The organism is Nocardioides dongkuii, from assembly GCF_014127485.1.
In the GTDB taxonomy this organism is placed as follows: Bacteria; Actinomycetota; Actinomycetes; order Propionibacteriales; family Nocardioidaceae; genus Nocardioides; species Nocardioides dongkuii.
Genome location: NZ_CP059903.1, coordinates 3298515 through 3317075, shown reverse-complemented (window position 1 = coordinate 3317075; position 18561 = coordinate 3298515). Strand labels below are relative to the sequence as shown.

The 18561-nt window shown below is 73.2% G+C and carries 20 protein-coding genes; 13 read left to right on the top strand and 7 right to left on the bottom strand.

What is annotated here, in order from left to right:
- Window positions 1-87 precede the first annotated feature (87 nt).
- On the top strand, window positions 88-1122 hold the full coding sequence (locus H4O22_RS16020) for a response regulator transcription factor (RefSeq protein WP_182524338.1): 1035 nt from the start codon (window positions 88-90) through the stop codon (window positions 1120-1122).
- A 235-nt stretch (window positions 1123-1357) separates the two neighbouring features.
- Here the strand turns inward: H4O22_RS16020 and H4O22_RS16015 are convergent, their stop codons facing one another.
- Together H4O22_RS16015 and H4O22_RS16010 are read right to left on the bottom strand one after the other, a co-directional pair.
- Complete coding sequence (locus H4O22_RS16015) at window positions 1358-1576, bottom strand: acyl-CoA carboxylase subunit epsilon (RefSeq protein ID WP_182524337.1); 219 nt, start codon at window positions 1574-1576, stop codon at window positions 1358-1360.
- Window positions 1573-3201: an acyl-CoA carboxylase subunit beta gene (locus H4O22_RS16010; protein ID WP_182524336.1), complete on the bottom strand. Its 1629-nt coding sequence runs from the start codon at window positions 3199-3201 to the stop codon at window positions 1573-1575. Before H4O22_RS16010 ends, H4O22_RS16015 begins: the two co-directional genes overlap by 4 nt.
- 55 nt (window positions 3202-3256) lie before the next feature.
- Between H4O22_RS16010 and H4O22_RS16005 the strand changes: the two genes are divergently transcribed.
- From H4O22_RS16005 to H4O22_RS15975, 7 genes are all read left to right on the top strand, one after another.
- Window positions 3257-4087 (top strand): biotin--[acetyl-CoA-carboxylase] ligase, encoded by an 831-nt coding sequence (locus H4O22_RS16005; RefSeq protein ID WP_244962998.1) that lies wholly within the window; start codon window positions 3257-3259, stop codon window positions 4085-4087.
- 25 nt (window positions 4088-4112) lie between these two features.
- A complete protein-coding gene (locus tag H4O22_RS16000; protein WP_182524335.1) occupies window positions 4113-4619 on the top strand; it encodes a PH domain-containing protein in 507 nt (168 codons plus the stop codon).
- Window positions 4606-5592, top strand: a complete 987-nt coding sequence (locus tag H4O22_RS15995; protein WP_182524334.1) for an adenylate/guanylate cyclase domain-containing protein — start codon at window positions 4606-4608, stop codon at window positions 5590-5592. Before H4O22_RS16000 ends, H4O22_RS15995 begins: the two co-directional genes overlap by 14 nt.
- A gap of 118 nt (window positions 5593-5710) precedes the next feature.
- Window positions 5711-6028, top strand: a complete 318-nt coding sequence (locus H4O22_RS15990; protein WP_182524333.1) for a winged helix-turn-helix domain-containing protein — start codon at window positions 5711-5713, stop codon at window positions 6026-6028.
- A gap of 27 nt (window positions 6029-6055) precedes the next feature.
- Window positions 6056-7216, top strand: coding sequence for a 5-(carboxyamino)imidazole ribonucleotide synthase (locus tag H4O22_RS15985; RefSeq protein ID WP_182524332.1), 1161 nt, complete (start codon window positions 6056-6058; stop codon window positions 7214-7216).
- A gap of 1 nt (window position 7217) precedes the next feature.
- Complete coding sequence (gene purE, locus H4O22_RS15980; protein WP_182524331.1) at window positions 7218-7727, top strand: 5-(carboxyamino)imidazole ribonucleotide mutase; 510 nt, start codon at window positions 7218-7220, stop codon at window positions 7725-7727.
- A 2-nt stretch (window positions 7728-7729) separates the two neighbouring features.
- Window positions 7730-8857 carry a heparan-alpha-glucosaminide N-acetyltransferase domain-containing protein gene (locus tag H4O22_RS15975; protein WP_182524330.1) on the top strand — a complete coding sequence of 376 codons (1128 nt, stop codon included), beginning with the start codon at window positions 7730-7732 and terminating at the stop codon, window positions 8855-8857.
- 3 nt (window positions 8858-8860) lie between these two features.
- Here the strand turns inward: H4O22_RS15975 and H4O22_RS15970 are convergent, their stop codons facing one another.
- The 4 genes from H4O22_RS15970 to H4O22_RS15955 are packed head-to-tail and all read right to left on the bottom strand — an operon-like array spanning window position 8861 to window position 12943.
- A complete protein-coding gene (locus H4O22_RS15970; protein ID WP_182524329.1) occupies window positions 8861-10966 on the bottom strand; it encodes a xanthine dehydrogenase family protein molybdopterin-binding subunit in 2106 nt (701 codons plus the stop codon).
- Entirely contained in the window at window positions 10963-11967 is a 1005-nt protein-coding gene (locus tag H4O22_RS15965) for an FAD binding domain-containing protein (RefSeq protein WP_182524328.1), read from the bottom strand. The genes H4O22_RS15970 and H4O22_RS15965 overlap by 4 nt, the downstream gene beginning before the upstream one ends.
- Window positions 11964-12485, bottom strand: a complete 522-nt coding sequence (locus tag H4O22_RS15960; RefSeq protein WP_182524327.1) for a 2Fe-2S iron-sulfur cluster-binding protein — start codon at window positions 12483-12485, stop codon at window positions 11964-11966. Before H4O22_RS15960 ends, H4O22_RS15965 begins: the two co-directional genes overlap by 4 nt.
- 29 nt (window positions 12486-12514) lie before the next feature.
- Window positions 12515-12943: a CoA-binding protein gene (locus tag H4O22_RS15955; RefSeq protein WP_182524326.1), complete on the bottom strand. Its 429-nt coding sequence runs from the start codon at window positions 12941-12943 to the stop codon at window positions 12515-12517.
- Between the two features lie 58 nt (window positions 12944-13001).
- Here H4O22_RS15955 and H4O22_RS15950 point away from each other — a divergent pair, with 58 nt between their 5' ends.
- Both H4O22_RS15950 and H4O22_RS15945 read left to right on the top strand, forming a co-directional pair.
- Window positions 13002-14174 carry an acyl-CoA dehydrogenase family protein gene (locus tag H4O22_RS15950; protein WP_182524325.1) on the top strand — a complete coding sequence of 391 codons (1173 nt, stop codon included), beginning with the start codon at window positions 13002-13004 and terminating at the stop codon, window positions 14172-14174.
- Between the two features lie 107 nt (window positions 14175-14281).
- Entirely contained in the window at window positions 14282-14728 is a 447-nt protein-coding gene (locus H4O22_RS15945; protein WP_182524324.1) for an acyl-CoA thioesterase, read from the top strand.
- On the opposite strand, the gene H4O22_RS15940 is transcribed toward H4O22_RS15945, so the two are convergent.
- Window positions 14714-15475, bottom strand: a complete 762-nt coding sequence (locus tag H4O22_RS15940; RefSeq protein ID WP_182524323.1) for a FadR/GntR family transcriptional regulator — start codon at window positions 15473-15475, stop codon at window positions 14714-14716. The genes H4O22_RS15945 and H4O22_RS15940 overlap by 15 nt on opposite strands.
- A gap of 101 nt (window positions 15476-15576) precedes the next feature.
- Here H4O22_RS15940 and H4O22_RS15935 point away from each other — a divergent pair, with 101 nt between their 5' ends.
- From H4O22_RS15935 to H4O22_RS15925, 3 genes are all read left to right on the top strand, one after another.
- Window positions 15577-16404, top strand: a complete 828-nt coding sequence (locus H4O22_RS15935) for an NAD-binding protein (protein WP_182524322.1) — start codon at window positions 15577-15579, stop codon at window positions 16402-16404.
- On the top strand, window positions 16401-17285 hold the full coding sequence (locus tag H4O22_RS15930) for a TIGR03619 family F420-dependent LLM class oxidoreductase (RefSeq protein WP_182524321.1): 885 nt from the start codon (window positions 16401-16403) through the stop codon (window positions 17283-17285). The genes H4O22_RS15935 and H4O22_RS15930 overlap by 4 nt, the downstream gene beginning before the upstream one ends.
- A gap of 82 nt (window positions 17286-17367) precedes the next feature.
- Entirely contained in the window at window positions 17368-18558 is a 1191-nt protein-coding gene (locus tag H4O22_RS15925; RefSeq protein WP_182524320.1) for an ABC transporter substrate-binding protein, read from the top strand.
- The last annotated feature ends 3 nt before the right edge of the window (window positions 18559-18561 follow it).

Below are 18561 nucleotides of genomic sequence, written 5' to 3'. Positions count from 1 at the left end.
CGAGGATTCCGCGTCACGCTGCGACTTCCGGCAAGCAATGGCGCGGTACGGCGTCGCGGACCCGATCGCGTTGTTAGGCTCCCGCCCATGGATGCGGGCAACCAGTGGACCGCGGTCATCATCGAGGACGACCCGGACGTCCGCGACCTGATCGACATCGTGCTCACGCAATCGGGCTTCAAGACCGTCGTCGCCGAGAACGGTCCCCTCGGTGTCGACGCCGTGCGCGACCACAACCCGTTGATCACCACGCTCGACGTGAACATGCCCGGCATGGACGGCTTCGCGGTCGCCAAGCGGCTGCGGGAGTTCAGCAGCACCTACCTGATCATGATCACCGCGCTCGCCGACGAGATCGACGTCGTCCAGGGGTTCGAGGCCGGTGCCGACGACTACCTGGTCAAGCCGTTCCGCCCGCGCGAGCTGCGCGCCCGCGCCGACTCGATGCTGCGGCGCCCGCGCGCCCGGTACGACGTGCCGCCGAGCGCGCCCGAGGAGCCACCGGCCCGTGCCCCGGAGCCCGAGCCCTCGGTCGACTCCTGGGCCGCCGAGGCCGCGCGTGACCTGGAGACCGGCGAGCCGGCACTCTCGCCGTACGGCGGGGCCGGCAAGCGCCGCGGCGCGCCCGAGCCGCGGTACCCGTACCTGCCCCCGGTGGACGAGCAGCCCCTGCCCCCGGCCCCGCCCGAGCCGGCCGCCCAGCCGGTCCAGCAGCACGCGGCGACGCCGCCGCCCGCCCCCGTCCGGACCGAGGCCCCGCGGTCCGGGTCGCTCGCGGAGCGGATGGCCGTCACCAGCTGGCTGCGTCTCAACGGGCTGGCGCTCGACCGCGAGACCCGGATCGTCACCCTCGACGGCGTCACGGTCGAGCTGTCGCAGGCGGAGTTCGACCTGCTGGCCTCGTTGCTGGAGACCGGTCGCCGGGTGCGCAGCAAGGCCGACCTGGTGCTGACCATGCGCGGCCAGCAGTACGTCACGTCGTACTTCGTCAGCGAGGCCGACAAGCGCTCGGTCGAGGTGAACGTCGCCAACCTGCGCCGCAAGCTCGGCGACGAGGGCCCGACCGCGCGCTACATCGAGACGGTCAAGGGCGTCGGCTACCGGATGGCCGAGGCGGTCTGACCGCCGGCGCTCGCCCGCGCCGCGCCGCGGCGTACTGGACCGACGGACCTTCCCCTGGACCGACGAAGCTCTGTCGGTCAAGCGCAAGATTCACCGGTCGACCGGTGAATCCTCCCGCCGAGGCCGTGCCGCGGCGTACTGGACCGACAGACCTTCCGCTTGACCGACGAAGCTCCGTCGGTCAAGGGTCAGATTCACCGGTCGACCGGTGAATCTGACCCTGCCGAACCATCCCTCAGCGCGGCATCGAGCTCGCGCGCCAGCCGCCGGGGCCGTGGGGGAGGGTACGGCGGACCTGGCGGTGCGGGGCCGACCACGACGGCACGAGGCGGCTCGCGGGCGGGGCGCCGCCGCCCAGCGAGGAGAGGACGGCGACGACCGCCGCCACCTCCTCGGGGGTCGCGTCGGGGTTGACCACCCGGAGGTACGGCGCCGGGCTCGCGTCCGCGGTCACAGCGGGATGTTCCCGTGCTTCTTGGCCGGCAGCGTCTCGCGCTTGGAGCGCAGCAGGCGCAGCGCCCGGACGATGTCGAGCCGCGTCTCGTGCGGCTGGATGACGGCGTCGATGTAGCCCCGCTCGGCGGCGATGTAGGGGTTGGCGAGCGTCGTCTCGTACTCGTCGATGAGCTCGGCGCGCTTGGCCTCGACGTCCCCGCCGTCGGCCTCGATCGCGGCGAGCGTCTTGCGGTGCACGATGTTGGCGGCGCCCTGGGCGCCCATCACGGCGATCTGCGCGGTCGGCCAGGCGACGTTCATGTCGGCGCCGAGGTGCTTGGAGCCCATCACGTCGTACGCGCCGCCGTAGGCCTTGCGGGTGATCACCGTGACCAGCGGGACGGTGGCCTCCGCGTAGGCGTAGATCAGCTTCGCGCCGCGGCGGATGATGCCGTTCCACTCCTGGTCGGTGCCGGGCAGGAAGCCGGGGACGTCGACGAAGGTCAGCACCGGGATGTTGAAGGCGTCGCAGAACCGCACGAACCGCGCGGCCTTCTCGGAGGCGTCGATGTCGAGGGTGCCGGCGAACTGCATCGGCTGGTTGGCCACGACGCCGACCGAGCGGCCCTCGACCCGGCCGAAGCCGATGATCAGGTTGGGCGCGAAGAGCTCCTGGACCTCGAGGAACTCCTCGTCGTCGAGCACGGCGGTGATCACGTCGTGCATGTCGTAGGGCTGGTTCGGGCTGTCCGGGATGATCGTGTCGAGCGTGCGGTCCAGCTCGGTGATCTCGGTGACGGCGGCGTCGTCGTACGTCGGCGACTCGTCGAGGTTGTTCTGCGGCAGGAACGACAGCAGCGCCTTGACGTACTCCAGCGCGTCGTCCTCGTCGGAGGCCATGTAGTGGGCGTTGCCCGACTTGGTGTTGTGGGTGCGCGCGCCGCCGAGGTCCTCCATCGAGACGTCCTCGCCGGTGACGGTCTTGATCACGTCGGGGCCGGTGATGAACATCGCCGAGGTCTGGTCGACCATCACGGTGAAGTCGGTGACCGCGGGGGAGTAGACGTGGCCGCCCGCGCAGTTGCCCATGATCAGGCTGATCTGCGGGATGACGCCCGAGGCGTGCACGTTGCGGCGGAAGATCTCGCCGTACAGGCCGAGGGAGACCACGCCCTCCTGGATGCGGGCGCCGGCGCCCTCGTTGATGCCGATGATCGGGCAGCCGGTCTTGATGGCGAGGTCCATGACCTTGACGATCTTCTCGCCGTACACCTCGCCGAGCGAGCCGCCGAAGACCGTGAAGTCCTGGGAGAACACGCACACCTGGCGGCCGTCGATCGAGCCGTACCCGGTGATCACGCCGTCGCCGTAGGGCCGGGTCTTCTCCAGGCCGAACGCCGTGGAGCGGTGCCGGGCGAGCTCGTCGAGCTCGACGAAGGAGCCCTCGTCGAAGAGCAGCTCGATCCGCTCGCGGGCGGTCTTGCGGCCCTTCGCGTGCTGCTTCTCGACCGCCTTCGCCGAGCCCGCGTGCACCGCCTCGTCGAGGCGCCGATCGAGGTCGGCCAGCTTGCCGGCGGTGGTGTGGATGTCGGGGGCGTCGGGTCCGTCCGGGACCTCGGTGCCTTCGCCGGGCTGTGCGCTCACTGGTGCTCGTCTCCTCGTTGGCGTCCGTGCATGGCCGTGGGTCAATGTAGTGCCCGTGAACGCCGAGTCGACGTGGTGCCCGTCACCCTCCCGTCCGCCGCTCGACCCGGACCGCCTGGCCGCGGCGCCCGAGCGGGCCCCGGGCACCCGGGTCGAGGTCGTCGAGGAGGTCGCCTCCACCAACGCCACCGTCGTCGAGCGCGCCGGGTCCGGGGAGCCGGAGGGCCTGGTGGTGGCGGCCGAGCACCAGACCGCGGCGCGCGGCCGGCTGGACCGCACCTGGGAGGCCCCGGCCCGGTCGGCGCTGGTCTTCTCGGTGCTGCTCCGGCCCGCGGTGCCGGCGCGCTCCTGGCCGTGGCTCCCGCTGCTGACCGGGTACGCCGTGGGCCGGGCGCTGCGCGCACGCGGGTACGACGCCGGCGTGAAGTGGCCCAACGACGTGCTCCTCGGCGACCGGAAGGTGGCCGGGATCCTGGTGGAGCGGGTCGAGTCGCCGGTGGGCCCGGCCGCGGTCGTGGGGATCGGCCTGAACGTCTCCATGACCGCCGACGAGCTCCCCGTCCCGACCGCGACCTCGCTGCTGCTCGCGGGCGGCACCGCGCCGGACCGCACCGAGCTGCTCGTCGACCTGCTCGCCGCCCTGCGCACGGCGTACGACGGGTGGCAGGCGGGCGGCGAGCGCGGCGACGCCGAGCTGCGCGCGGCGTACACGGAGGCCTGCGTGACCGTGGGCCGGGACGTCCGTGTCCAGCTGCCCGGCGGGGCGGACCTGATCGGCCGGGCCACCGGCATCGACCCCGGCGGCCGGCTCGTGGTGGCCGGCCCCGACGGGCCGACGGCGGTGGGCGCCGGGGACGTCGTGCACGTGCGACCGGCCGGACGCTGAGCGGCATTGGTGACATGATCCGTCCGTGGCCATCTCACCGAAGCTGCTGACCGAGGGCGAGCGCGTCGTCGTCAGCACCCGCACGCACCCCAAGGCGCTCCTGCTGCCGCTGCTGGCGCTGGTCGCCTTCCTGGCCCTCGGCGTCGCGGTGCAGGTGCTCATCGACCAGGAGGTCGTCACCCTCGTCGGGTGGGTCGTGGCCGGGCTCGGGATCCTGCGTTTCACGGTCTGGCCGTTCCTGGGCTGGCTGACCGACCACTACACGTTCACCGACCGCCGGCTGATCACCCGCACCGGCGTGCTGACCCGCCGCGGCCACGACATCCCGCTGTCGCGGATCAGCGACATCGAGATCGAGCTGCACGTCATCGACCGGCTGCTCGGCTGCGGCACGCTGGTGGTCAGCGACGCCAGCACCCACGGCCGGGTCGTGCTGCCCGACATCCCGCGCGTCGAGGAGACCAAGCGACGCGTGCACCTGCTGCTCCACGACCAGGCCACGGAGGCCACGGCTCGCGATGAAGGAATCTGACCCCGACCCCGAGGGCCTCGAGCACGCGATCCTCGGGGAGGAGCCGGTCTTCGACGCCGCCGACGTGGCGGCCGAGACCGGCATCACTGTGGACCAGGCCCGCCGGCTCTGGCGGGCGCTCGGGTTCCCGGAGCACGGCGCGGCGACCGCCTTCAACAAGGCCGACACCGACGCCGTCCGGATCGTCAGCGGGCTCGTCGACAGCGGACTGATCGACTTCGACCTCGCGGTCACCCTGACCCGGGCCGTCGGCCAGACCATGGCGCGGCTCGCCGACTGGGAGACCACCGCCTTGCTGCACCGCGTCGAGCAGCTCGCCGCCGAGCAGGGCGGCGACCTCCACATCGGTCGGGTCAGCTCGGCGCTGCGGATGATCGAGGAGTTCTCCGGACCGTTCGAGGACCTGCTGGTCTACGTCTGGCGGCGCCACCTTGCCGCCTCGGTCGCCCGCGTCGAGGCGCTCGGGGCCAAGGAGGAGGACCTGCACACGACCGAGCTCACGATCGGCTTCGCCGACATCGTCGCGTTCACGGCGCTGTCCAACGAGCTCACCGAGGACCGGATCGGCGACCTCGTCGAGCTCTTCGAGTCCCGGTGCGCCGACGTGGTCGCCGCCCAGCGCGGCCGGGTGATCAAGAGCATCGGCGACTCGGTGCTGTTCGTGAACGACGACCCGATCCGCGCCTACGACACCGCCGAGGGGATCATCAACGTCGTCGGCCGCGACCCGCGGATGCCCGACGTCCGGCTCGGGCTGGCGACCGGGTCGGTCGTGATGCGGCTCGGCGACGTCTTCGGCCCGCCGGTCAACATGGCCGCCCGGCTCACCGCCGTCGCCCGGCGCAACCGGATCATCATCGACCCGCGCACCGCCGACCTGCTGCCCCCCGACCAGTTCGAGACCCGCCGGCTGCCGGCCCGCCCGGTCCGCGGCTTCGGCCTGGTCGAGCCGCTCGCCGTACGACGGCACTGAGACGGCAGGGACCGGCCGCGGCCGGTGCGGCCGCGCCGCGACCAGGTGGCAGGAAGTGGCCACTGTCATTTTCTGACATCGGCGGCGGACGCCGTCCGATCCTCGTACCGTGGTCGGGGTGTTGGAGGTGCAGGAGATCCGGGTCGACCCGGAGGCCCGTCGTGCGTGGCGGGGCGACGACGAGGTGGTGCTGTCGCGCAAGGAGTTCGACCTCGTGCACGCGCTCATCTCCCGCGCGGGCGAGGTCGTCACCCGCGACGAGCTGATGCGCGACGTGTGGGGGACGACGTTCTGGACGTCCTCGAAGACCATCGACGTGCACCTGGGCTGGGTGCGCCGCAAGCTCGGCGACGACACCCGCCACCCGCACCTGATCACCACGATCCGGGGCCAGGGCCTGCGGTTCGAGACGCAGGGTCCGGTCGCCCAGGGCTGATCGGGACCGATCCTCTAGGGTTTCGGCGTGCCCGACGCCGCTCCCACCCTCGCCGTCATCGGCGGCGGCCAGCTGGCCCGGATGATGGCCCAGCCCGCCAACGCGATGGGCCTCCCGCTCCGTCTCCTGGCCGAGGCCGAGGGCGTGTCCGCGGCGCAGGTCGTGCCCGACCACGTGGTGGGCGACTACCGCGACCTCGAGACCCTGCGGAGGGTCACCGACGGCTGCGCGGTGGTCACCTTCGACCACGAGCACGTGCCGACCGACCACCTGCACGCGCTGGAGGCCGACGGGGTCGCGGTGCGGCCCGGCCCGGGGGCGCTCGTGCACGCCCAGGACAAGGGCGTGATGCGCGAGCGGCTCGCCGAGCTCGGCGTCCCGTGCCCGCGCAACGCCCTGGTGGCCGACGTCGCCGAGGTCGAGGCGTTCGGCTTCCCCTGCGTCCTGAAGACCACGCGCGGCGGGTACGACGGCAAGGGCGTGTGGTTCGTGGGCTCCGCGGCGGAGTGCGCCGAGCCGTTCCGCGTCGCGGCGGAGTCCGGCGTGCGCCTGCTGGCCGAGGAGCGGGTCGACTTCCGCCGCGAGCTGTCCGCCCTCGTCGCGCGCTCCCCGAGCGGCCAGGCCGCGGCGTACCCCGTCGTCTGGAGCACGCAGCGCGACGGGATCTGCCACGAGGTCGTGGCGCCCGCGCCCGACCTGGACCCCGCGCTGGCGGGGCAGGCCCAGGAGGTGGCGCTGCGGATCGCCGGCGCGCTCGACGTCACCGGCATCCTCGCCGTCGAGCTGTTCGAGACCACCGACGGCCGGATCCTGGTCAACGAGCTCGCGATGCGCCCGCACAACACCGGCCACTGGACCCAGGACGGCGCGGTCACCTCGCAGTTCGAGAACCACCTGCGCGCGGTCCTGGACCTGCCGCTCGGGTCGCCGGCGCCGCGGGCCCGCTGGACGGTGATGGTCAACATCCTCGGCGGCGAGCACCCCGAGGTCGGCCGGCTCTACGACGGGTACCCGCACGCGCTGGCCCGCGACCCGTACCTCCGGGTGCACCTGTACGGCAAGGACCTGCGCCCCGGGCGCAAGGTCGGCCACGTCAACGCCTACGGCGACGACCTCGAGGACTGCCTGGAGCGGGCGCGGCACGCCGCCGCCTGGTTCCGCGGCGACCTCGGCAACGAGAGCGAGTGACATGACCAGCGTGGGCATCGTGATGGGCTCCGACTCCGACTGGCCCGTGATGCGGGCGGCGGGGGAGGCGCTGGCCGAGTTCGACATCGCCTACGAGGCCGACGTGGTCTCCGCGCACCGGATGCCGGAGGAGATGCTCGCCTACGGCAAGGAGGCCGCCGGCCGCGGGCTGTCGGTGATCATCGCGGGCGCCGGCGGCGCGGCCCACCTGCCGGGCATGCTCGCCGCGGTCACCCCGCTGCCGGTGATCGGCGTGCCGGTGCCGCTCAAGCACCTCGACGGCCTCGACTCGCTGCTCTCGATCGTGCAGATGCCGGCGGGCGTCCCGGTGGCCACCGTGGCCGTCGGCGGGGCCCGCAACGCCGGGCTGCTCGCCGTCCGCATCCTGGCCGCCACGGACCCGGCGCTGCAGCAGCGGATGACCGACTTCCAGGCCGAGCTCAAGGCCACCGCCCAGGAGAAGGGCGCGACGGTCCGGCGGGACGCCGCGCCGCGCCGACTCGGGTTCTGACCGTGGCGGGGCCGAGCAGCCGGGTACGGCTCGTCGGCCTCGACGTCGCGCGCTGCGTGGCCCTGCTCGGGATGGTCGCCACCCACGTCCTCGACGAGCGCGACCCCGACGGGACGCTGACTCTGGGTCAGTGGCTCGCGGGCGGCCGGGCCTCGGCCCTCTTCGCGGTGCTCGCCGGCGTCACCCTCGCGCTCTCCACGGGGGGTCGTACGCCGGTCGCGGGGCGCGAGCGCGCGGCCCGCACCGTCGGGATCGTGGTCCGCGCGCTGCTGGTCGCCGTCCTCGGGCTGGCCCTGGCGCTCGCCGACTCCGGCCTGGCGGTGATCCTGACCTACTACGGCCTGCTCTTCTGCGTCGGCGCCGTCTTCGTCGGGCTGCGGACGCGGGCGCTGCTGGTGCTGGCCGCGGCCTGGGTCGTGGTGGTCCCGGTGCTCTCGCACGCGGTGCGCCCGCACCTGCCCGAGCGCGGGTACGACAGCCCGGCGTTCGACCAGCTCGCCGAGCCCGGGCAGCTGGCCTCGGAGCTGCTGCTGACCGGCTACTACCCGGTGCTGCCGTGGGTCGCCTACCTGCTGGTCGGCATGGCCCTGGGCCGCGCCGACCTCGGCTCCCGGCGGGTGCAGGCGACGCTCGCCGGGTCCGGCCTGGCGCTGGCGGTGGTCGCCACCCAGGTCTCGCACGCGCTCACCGACCGGTGGCCCGCGATCCCGGGGCTGCCGGACGAGGTCGCCACCGGCACCGGCGGGACGACGCCGGCCGACGGTCCGTGGTCCTGGCTGCTGGTGGTGGCGCCGCACAGCGCGACGCCGTTCGACCTCGTGCAGACGATCGGCAGCGCGCTGCTGGTGATCGGGGGCTGCCTGCTGCTCGTCGGGGCGCTGCCCGCGGTCCCGCGCGAGGCGGTGCGGGTCTTCTTCGGCGCCGGCACGATGACGCTCACGCTCTACAGCCTGCACGTGCTGCTGCGCACCGAGCGGCTCTGGCCGCCCGAGGAGCCCTCGGCGTACGTCTGGCACGTGCTGGTGCTGCTCGGCATCGGCTCGGCGTACGCCGCCCTCCGGCGTCCCGGGCCGCTGGAGCGCGCGGTCAGCGCCGCGTCCCGCGAGACCGCCGCCCTGGTGCCTCGCTAGCGCTCAGGACACGAAGTGGTCGGGGCTGAGCGGCAGCTCACGGACCCGGACGCCGGTGGCGTGGTACGTCGCGTTGGCGATCGCCGCGGCGGTGCCGACGATGCCGATCTCGCCCACCCCGCGCGAGCCCATCGGGGTGACCAAGTGGTCCTCCTCGTCGAGCCACTCCGCCTCGATCCCGCGGACGTCGGCGTGCGTCGCGACGTGGTAGGTCGCGAGGTCCTGGGTGACGACGTGGCCGAAGCGCGGGTCCCGGTGGGACTCCTCGTGCAGCGCCGCCGACAGCCCCATGACCAGCGCGCCGAGGAACTGCGAGCGCGCGGTCGCCGGGTTGATCACGCGACCCACGGAGTAGAGGCCGTAGAGCCTCGACATCCGGACCTCGCCGGTCCAGCGGTTGACCCGCGTCTCGGCGAAGACCGCGCCGAAGGAGTGCAGCGCGTGGGTCTCGGCGTGCGGGTTGGCGGCGGGGGAGGCCAGCGTGTGCAGGCCCGGGTCGGGGTCCTCGCCGTGGTCGGCGCGGAACTGCTGGGCTGCGGCCGCGATGGCCGACCCCCACGAGCTGGTGCCGGACGAGCCGCCCGCCGTCGAGGCGGACGGCAGCGTGGAGTCGGCGATCAGCAGCTCGATCCGCGCGGTCTCCACCGCGAGCGCGTCGGCGGCGATCTGGGTGAGCACGGTGCGCGCCCCGGTGCCGATGTCGACGGCGCCGATCGCCACCTCGTAGCGGTCGCCGTCGAGCGAGCGCACCCGGGCGGTGTTGCCCGGCATCCGCATGGCGGGGTACGTCGCGGCGGCCACGCCGGTGCCGACCCACCAGTCGCCGTCGAGGGTCGCCCGCGGCTCCGCCGGTCGGTCCGCCCAGCCGAACCGCTCTGCTCCGCTGCGCAGGCACTCGAGCAGCCGCCGGTCGTTCCACGGGTTCCCCGTCTCGGGGTCGATCGCGGGCTCGTTGCGCTCGCGCAGCACGATCGGGTCGATCCCGCAGGCCTCCGCGAGCTCGTCCATGGCGACCTCGTGGGCGTACATCCCGGGCATCTCGCCCGGCGCGCGCATCCACGACGGCACGGCGACGTCGAGCCGGGCCAGCCGGTGGCTGGTGCGGCGGTGCGGGGCGGCGTACATCATCCGGGTCGGGGACGCGGTCTGCTCGGCGAACTCGCGCGCCTTCGAGGTCTGCTCCTGCACGGCGTGCTCGATCGCGAGCAGCGTGCCGTCGGCCCGCGCCCCGAGCCGGAAGTGGGAGATGGTCGCGGTGCGGTAGCCGGTGAGCGAGAACATCTGCTGCCGGGTCACGGCCAGCACGACCGGACGCCCGGGCATGCTCAGCGCCGCGAGCGCGGCCGCCATCTCGGGGCTGTGCACCTCGCCCTTGCTGCCGAAGCCGCCGCCGACGTACGCCGCCCGGACCCGGATCTGCGCGGGCTCCAGGCCCAGCATCGGGGCCAGCGCGGAGACCACGCCGAACACGCCCTGGGTCGAGTCGTCGAGGGTGAGCAGCTCCGCGTCGGGGTCCCAGTGGGCGACCAGGGCGTGCGGCTCCATCGGGTTGTTGTGCTCGTACGGCGTGCGGTAGGTCGCCTCGAGGACCACGTCGGCCTCGGCCAGGGCGGCGTCGACGTCGCCCTCCTCGGTGTCGGTCTCCATCCCCGCGTTGACCTCGTCGGGGCGGTAGGTCGCGTTGTCCTCGCGGAGCTCGGCCTCGTGCGGCTCCTCGGCGTAGGCGACCTCGACCAGCGCCGCCCCCTCCCGTGCGGACTCCGAGGACTCGGCGAGGACGACGGCGACGATCTGGCCGCGGTACTGCACGACGTCGTCCTGCAGGATCGCCAGCTCGCCGTTGTCGGTCTGCGCGAGCCGGGGCGCGCTGGTGTGGTCGAGCACCGAGACCACGCCCGGGTGCGCCAGCGCGGCCCGGGCGTCGATCGCGGTCACCCGGCCGCGGGCGATCCGGGAGGTGACCAGCGCGAGGTGCAGGGGGTCGGTCGCGGCGGCCGCGTGCTCGGCGGCGTACACCGCCCGGCCGGTGACCTTCTCCCGGCCGTCGACGCGGCCGAGGTCGCGGCCCATCGCGCGGGCGGTGATCGGCTCGGGGCGCAGCTCGGTCATCGGGTGGCCTCCCGGGCCAGTCGGGTCAGCACCATGGCGGTCGCGTTGCGGACCATCGGCACCTTGTAGGCGGCGCCGGCGCTGGCGTCCGCGTCGGCGAGCTCCTCCTCGGCGGCCGCGCGCACGGCGTCCTCGGTGAGCGGCCGGCCGCGCAGCGCGTCCTCCGCCCGGCGGGCGCGCCAGGGCTTGTGGGCCACGCCGCCCCACGCGATCCGCACGTCGGCGACGGTCCCGTCCTCGGCGAGCTCGAGGGCGGCGCCGACCGAGACCAGCGCGAAGGCGTACGACGCCCGGTCGCGCGCCTTGTAGTACGTCGAGGCCCGCACCATCGGGGACGCGGTCAGCTCGACCGCGGTGATCAGGTCGCCGTGGTGGAGCGTGGTGTCCTCGTCGGGGCGGTCGTCGGGCAGCCGGTGCAGGTCGGTCAGCGGGAGGCGGCGCTCCCCGTGCGGGCCGAGGACCACCACCGTCGCGTCCACCGCGGCCAGGCCGACCGCGAGGTCGGAGGGGTGCACGGTCACGCACTCCTCGCTGGCGCCGAGGATCGCGTTGTAGCGGTCGTAGCCGCCGATCGCCGAGCAGCCGGTGCCGGGCTCGCGCTTGTTGCAGGGCGTCGTGACGTCCTGGAAGTACACGCAGCGGGTGCGCTGCAGCAGGTTGCCGGCGGTGGTGGCCTGGTGACGGATCTGCCCCGAGGCGCCGGAGAGCAGGGCCCGCGAGACCGCGGGGAAAAGGGAGCGCACCCGCCGGTCGGCGGCCAGGTCGCTGTTGCGGACGTTGGCGCCGATCCGCAGGCCGGGCCCGTCCGGCGTCTCGACCTCCTCGACCTGGTCGAGGGGGAGCCGGCGCACGTCGACGAGCAGCTCCGGCGTCGCGACGCCGAGCCGGAGGTGGTCGACGAGGTTGGTGCCCCCGGCCAGGAAGCGGGCGCCCGGGTGACCGGTGACAGCCGCGACCGCCTCGGCGGCGTCGGTCGGGCGGAGGTACTCCAGCTCCCTCATGCCGAGTGCCCCGCAGTCTCCTGGGCAGCCTGGTGGACGGCGGCCAGGATGCCGGCGTACGCGCCGCAGCGGCACAGGTTGCCGCTCATCCGCTCGCGGACCTCGTCGTCGGTCAGCTCGGGGTCCGTGTCCAGGTCCTCGGTGACGTGGCTCGGATGCCCCTGGCGCACCTCGTCGAGGACACCGACCGCCGAGCACACCTGGCCCGGGGTGCAGTAGCCGCACTGGTAGCCGTCGTGGTCGAGGAAGGCCTGCTGCACCGGGTGCAGGTCGTCGCCCGCCAGCCCCGACGCGGTGACCACCTCCGCGCCGTCGTACGACACCGCGAGCGCGAGGCAGGTGAGGTGGCGGCGGCCGTCGAGCAGCACCGTGCACGCCCCGCACTGCCCGTGGTCGCAGCCCTTCTTCGGCGAGATGACGCCGAGGCGCTCGCGCATCGCGTCGAGCAGCGTGGTGCGGGTGTCGACGGTGACGGTCCGCCGTTCGCCATCGAGGGTGAGGGTGATCTCGGCGTCCATGCGAGGCCGGTACCCCTCGGCAAGCGCAGCTACCGGCGCCACTCCATCGCGGGGCAGGTGTCCATCACCATCGGGACGCCGGCGGCGGTCGTCCGCGCGAACGCCTCCTCGTCGATGACGCCGAGCTGGAACCACACCGCCCTGGCGCCCACCGCGACCGCCTGGTCGGCGAACTCGCCGGCCGCCTCCGAGCGCCGGAAGACGTCGACGACGTCGATGGGGAAGGGGACGTCGGCGAGCGTGGCGTACCCCTGCTCGCCCAGGACCGTGGGCGCCTTCGGGTGCACCGGGACGATCCGCTTGCCGCGCTGCTGGAGCAGCGAGGCGATGGAGTACGCCGTACGGCTGGGGTCGTCGGAGAGGCCGACGACGGCCCAGGTCTCGCACTCGTCCAGCATGAAGCGGACGGCGTCGGGGTCCTGCCAGTCGGTGGTGCTCACGGTGCTCGGGGCGGCCATGCCTGCACGGTAGCCAGGTGCCCCACGCCGTGGGGTTACTCATCAGTACGATCGCCGCATGAGCACCGATTTCCCGCTGTACGGGCTGTCCGAGGAGCACCAGGCGATCCGCGCGGCAGTCCGTGCGGTCGCGGAGGCCAAGATCGCGCCGTACGCCGCCGAGGTGGACGAGCAGGCGCGGTACCCCCAGGAGGCCGCCGACGCGCTGCGGGCGCTCGACTTCCACGCCCCGCACGTCCCCGAGGAGTACGGCGGCGCCGGGGCGGACGCGCTCGCGACCTGCCTGGTCATCGAGGAGGTCGCCCGCGTCGACGTGTCGGCCTCGCTGATCCCCGCGGTCAACAAGCTCGGCTCGCTCCCGGTGCAGATCGGCGGCGGCGAGCAGATCAAGAAGACCTACCTGACCCGCCTCGCCGCCGGCGTCGGCGGGTTCTCCTACTGCCTCTCCGAGCCCGAGGCCGGCTCGGACGCCGTGGCGATGCGCACCCGTGCCGTCCGCGACGGCGACGACTGGGTGCTCGACGGCACCAAGCGCTGGATCACCAACGCCGGCGTCTCGGAGTACTACACGGTGCTCGCCGTCACCGACCCCACGCAGCGCTCGCGCGGCATCTCGGCGTTCGTCGTGGAGAAGTCGGACCCGGGCGTCTCCTTCGGCGCCCCCGAGAAGAAGCTCGGCATCAAGGGCTCCCCGACCCGCGAGGTCTACCTCGACCGGGTCCGGATCCCCGGCGACCGGCTGATCGGCGAGGTGGGCCGCGGGTTCGAGTACGCCATGAAGACCCTCGACCACACCCGCGTGACCATCGCCGCCCAGGCGGTCGGCGTCGCGCAGGGCGCGCTCGACCACGCGCTCGCCTACGCGCAGGAGCGCCAGCAGTTCGGCAAGCCGATCAGCGACTTCCAGGGCCTGCAGTTCCTGCTCGCCGACATGGGCATGAAGGTCGAGGCCGCCCGCCAGATGACGTACGCCGCGGCGGGGCGCTCCGAGCGCGGCGACGCCGACCTGACCTTCTTCGGCGCGGCCGCGAAGTGCTTCGCCTCCGACGTCGCCATGGAGGTCACCACGAACGCCGTCCAGGTGCTCGGTGGCTACGGCTACACCCGCGACTACCCGCTGGAGCGGATGATGCGCGACGCCAAGATCACCCAGATCTACGAGGGCACCAACCAGGTGCAGCGGATCGTGATGGCCCGCCAGTTGCTGGCGGGGGTGCAGAGCGAGCTCTAGGTCGCTCCCGATATCGGTGCCCGGCAGGAGGGAACGACGTCGTCGCCGCTCCGGATAAGGTGTGCGCCGATCGGACGCCGTCCGGCCGCACGCCTGAGGAGATCTTGGTGACCGTGACCCCCGGCACGCCGGCCCTGCACTCGCTGACCTTCCGGCTCAGCTATGCCGACACCGACCCGGCCGGGATCCTCTACTACGGCGCGTGGTTCCCGTGGATGGAGCGGATGCAGAGCGAGTGGTTCTACCTCAACGGCCTGCGGCAGGACCAGCTCCTGGAGAGGCACGGCTTCTGGTCGGTCACCTGCCACACCGAGTGCGACTACCTGGTGCCGGTGGGTCTCTTCGACGAGATCCGCATCGAGCTGCGACTGGGCCGGGTGGGCGGGGGCTCCTTCGACATGGTGCACCAGATGGTGCGCACGGAGGACGAGGTCGTCGTCGCCCGGGCGCTCATCACCCTGGTGACCGTGTCCTCGGACGGCTCCGCGACACCGATTCCCGACGTGCTGCGCGAGCACCTGGACCGCTGGGCCGGTGCTTCAGCCGCGTCGTGAGAACGACAGCTCGACCACCCGGTCGGTGCCCGAGTCCAGCTGGTAGAGGCGACTGGCGGCCAGGTGCCGCCGCGCCTGTCGCTGTGCGTCGTCGACGCTGCCGGCCTCGATGAAGTCGAGCAGGTTGTCGTGGGCCTTGACGCCCTTCTCCCGTTCCGCGCGGCTGGGGAACTCTCCGGTGTCGGTCGCGTCGCGTGCCCAGGCCAGCTCCTGGGTGGACCAGAGCGTGACCAGGGAGCCGGCGATCGCGATCAGGGTCTCGTTGCCGCAGTTCTTGACCATCAGCTCGTGGAACTCCCGCGAGGTCTCGGTGAAGAGGTACTCGTCGTCCAGTGACTCCACGATCCGGGCCTGCGCCGCCCTGAGCACGGGAAGCACGACCTCGTGCCGGTCCTCGCGCGCAGCGCAGAGCCCGACGCACACCGGCTCGATCCCGGTCACGGCATTGCGCAGGTCGCGGACCGTCACGTTGCGCGACTGCAGGATCATCCCGACCGCGTAGGCCGCGTTGCGCTCGTGCGGGGCGTGCACGGTCGCCCCGCCCTGGTTGCCGCGCCGGATGGTGAGCAGGCCCTCGGCCTCGAGCACCCGGAGCGCCTCGCGCAGGGCGGGCTTGCCGACGCCGAACTGCTCCATGAGCAGCTCCTGCCGGGGGAGCTCGCTGTTCGGCGGCAGGTCCCCGGACAGGATCCGGTCCCGCAGGCTCGCCGCGACGATCTCAGCGAGGCGCGGCTGATGGATCGCCATGGGCGTCCCCTTCGTGTCTATCTTGCATCTCTTAGTCATCTTGATGCTAACGTGCCGGTCGTCACATTACCGGCGAACGCCGGAATCGGAGGGAGACGCGGATGGAGCGGAGCGCAGCCGTCATCGGTCTGGGGAACCTCGGGCACGCGTGGGCGAGCCGGGTCCTGGGCACGCGCCCCCTGCTGCTCGTCGAGCCCGACGCCTCCCGACGGGCCGACTTCGCCGACGCGGGGGACACCGTCGCGATGGCCACCCTCCCTGCCGCTGGGGCTGCCGACAGCAGCCACTGGGCCCAGGTCGAGCGGGTGCACGTCCTGGTCCGCACCACCGACCAGGCGATGACGGTCCTGGCCCAGCTCGAGCAGCTCGTCGGCAGCGGGACCCCGGTCCACCTGCACACGACGCTGTCCGCGGCCGGTGCCTCCGCCCTCGCCGACCGGGCGACCGCGCTGCGGGTGCTGGAGCAGCCGGTCACCGGGGGAGCCGCAGGCATCCACGACGGCCGGTTCGCGGTGCTGACCGCCGGGCCCGCCACCGACGAGGACCACGCCTGGCTCGCCGACCTGGGTGCCAGGGTGATCCCCTTCGCGGCGTACGGCGACCCGACCGCCGCCAAGCTGGTCAACAACGTGCTGGCCGCCTGCACCACCGGGGCCACCGCCGCCCTGCTGCTGCTCGCGCGCGAGCTGGGCATCGACCTGACGCAGATGCGCGAGGTGCTGCGTCACGGCTCCGGCGGCAGCTGGATGGCCGAGGCGCTCCCCGATCTCCAGGACGACCAGGTGCAGCTGCTCGTGAAGGACGTGGGCCTGCTCGCCGAGCTGGCGGGCCGCGTCCCGTCGGTGGACCCGGCCGACGGTGCCGCCCTCCTGCGCGACGTCTCCGCGGCCCGCGCCGCGATGCTGGCGACCCCCGGGACGCGTCCATGACGACCGTGTCGCTGCAGATGTTCGGCCTGCCGCTCGCCGACTACCTGCCCGTGGCGCAGCTCGCGGACTCCCTCGGCTTCGAGACGCTGTGGCTCTCCGACCACGTGGTGACCCCCGCGGACTACGCGAAGCTCTACCCCTACTCCGGTGACGGGGACCCGGGCTACCGGCAGGACACCCCGCTGGCCGACGTCGCCGTCACCCTCGCGCACCTCGCCGCGGGGACGACGCGGATCAAGCTCGGGGTCGGGGTGATGGTCCTGCCCCTGCGCAACGTCTTCCACGTCGCCCGCTCCTGGGCCACCCTGCAGGAGCTCTCCGGTGGCCGCGCGGTGCTCGGCGTGGGTGCCGGCTGGATGCGCGAGGAGTTCGACGTCCTCGGTCTCGACTTCGCCGTGCGCGGCGAGCTCCTGGACGAGCAGCTCGAGGTGCTCGACCTGCTGTGGAGCGGCCGTCCCGCCTCCTACGCGGGGCGTCACCACCGCTTCGCCGAGGTGTACCCCTCGGGCTCGCCGAGCAGCCCGATCCCGGTCGTGGTCGGCGGGCACGGCCCGGCGGCCCTCCGCCGGGCGGCGCGCAGCTCCGGCTGGCTGGGGCCCGCCGTCCCCCTCGAGGAGTCGGTGCGCCTCGTCAGCCGGCTGACCGAGCTCCGCACGGCAGCAGGTCTCGGCGACCGGCCGTTCCGGTCGTACGTCCGGCTCGTCGGTGAGGTCTCCCCGGCCACCGTGCGCCGCTACGCCGACGCGGGCTTCGAGGACCTGGTCGCCTCGCCGTTCGGCGGCGCCGGACGGGACCTCCCGCTGCCCGAACGCCTGCGGGCGCTGGAGGAGCTCGCGGCCGAGGTGGAGATCACGCCACCCCCCAGCCGCGACCCGACGTGACCCGAGCCGCCCCGGACCCACCGACGCCGCTGCACCCGCCGCACGTCGCCCCCTGCTCAGCAAGTCGATCGAGGAGAACACTGTGAAGCTCACGAAGTCCCTGGCCGCCCTGGCGTCAGCGAGCCTGCTGCTCACCGCGTGCGGGGGCGGTGACTCCGGCGCCTCCGAGAACGAGATCGTCCTGGGCATCGTCACCGACAGCTCCGGCGGCGCCTCGGCGTACTCGCCCTTCACCGAGGCGGGGATCCAGCTGGCCGTCGACGAGATCAACGACGCCGGCGGGATCGACGGCAAGAAGATCCGGGTGGTCGAGGAGAGCGACGGCAGCGACACCACGCAGACCCCGACCATCGCCCGCCGCCTCATCGACGACGGCGCCCAGGTGCTGGTGCTCAACTCCGGCTCCGCGTCCGCGATCGCCGCGAAGGTCGTCTGTGTCGAGGAGGACATCCTCTGCGTCGCTCCGACGAACCTGAGCTCCTCGATCGTCGAGGAGCCCGACAACGAGAACATCTTCATTCTGGGCCCGACCAGCACCGGCATCGGTGACGCCTTCGCCGAGGGCATGAGCGCCGCGGGCTACGAGAAGGTCGCCGTGATCGCCGACGACGTCGCCACCATCCAGGACTACGTGCCCGCCATCGTCGGCCCGATCGAGGAGGCCGGCGTCAGCGAGGTCGCCGAGGAGAAGGTGGCCGCCGACGCCTCCGACGTGAGCGCACAGATCGCCCGCGTCAAGGACTCCGACCCCGACGTCGTCCTGGTGATGTCGCTGGGCGGCCAGACCGAGGCGGTCGTGCAGAACGCGCTCCACCGGGCCATGCCCGACGTGCCCCGCTTCTCCCTCGCCTCCATCGGCAACCAGCCCGCGACCTGGGAGCTCGCCGACGAGGGCGCGCTCGAGGGCGTCGTCTTCGCCGGCAGCATCGACCCCGCCAACAAGCGCACCGCCGAGTTCGCCGACAAGCTCGCCGAGGTCGGGGGCGAGCACAGCGAGCTCACCGCGTACGGACCGCAGGGCTACGACGCCGTCCAGCTGATCTCCCAGGCCATCGAGGCCGCGGGTGGCGCCAGCGACAAGGGCGCCGTCACCGACGCCTTCATGGAGCTGAGCGGCTACCAGGCGCACTACGGCCAGGACGCCTACACGATGTCCTTCGCCGAGGACAAGCACGTCGGTGCGGACGGCAACTGCGGCCTGGTCCTGGCGCAGTTCGGGGCCGACAACAAGCCGGGCGAGGCCTGGGCCGAGTACCAGCCCTCCTGCGACTGACCT